The following is a 536-nucleotide window of genomic DNA, read 5'->3' on the forward strand; positions in this document are numbered from 1 at the left end:
TGCTTAATCAGTGAGGCACCTATCTCAGCGATCTGTCTATTTCGTTCATCCATAGTTGCCTGACTCCCCGTCGTGTAGATAACTACGATACGGGAGGGCTTACCATCTGGCCCCAGTGCTGCAATGATACCGCGAGACCCACGCTCACCGGCTCCAGATTTATCAGCAATAAACCAGCCAGCCGGAAGGGCCGAGCGCAGAAGTGGTCCTGCAACTTTATCCGCCTCCATCCAGTCTATTAATTGTTGCCGGGAAGCTAGAGTAAGTAGTTCGCCAGTTAATAGTTTGCGCAACGTTGTTGCCATTGCTACAGGCATCGTGGTGTCACGCTCGTCGTTTGGTATGGCTTCATTCAGCTCCGGTTCCCAACGATCAAGGCGAGTTACATGATCCCCCATGTTGTGCAAAAAAGCGGTTAGCTCCTTCGGTCCTCCGATCGTTGTCAGAAGTAAGTTGGCCGCAGTGTTATCACTCATGGTTATGGCAGCACTGCATAATTCTCTTACTGTCATGCCATCCGTAAGATGCTTTTCTGT

1 protein-coding gene is annotated in these 536 nt (G+C 50.6%); it reads right to left on the reverse strand.

Annotation, left to right across the window (positions count from 1 at the left end):
• On the reverse strand, positions 1–536 hold a 536-nt coding region (bla, locus tag ACZ267_RS12785), incomplete at both ends, for a class A beta-lactamase (RefSeq protein ID WP_463680338.1).

It is taken from the genome of Staphylococcus sp. AC872 (genome assembly GCF_979255425.1).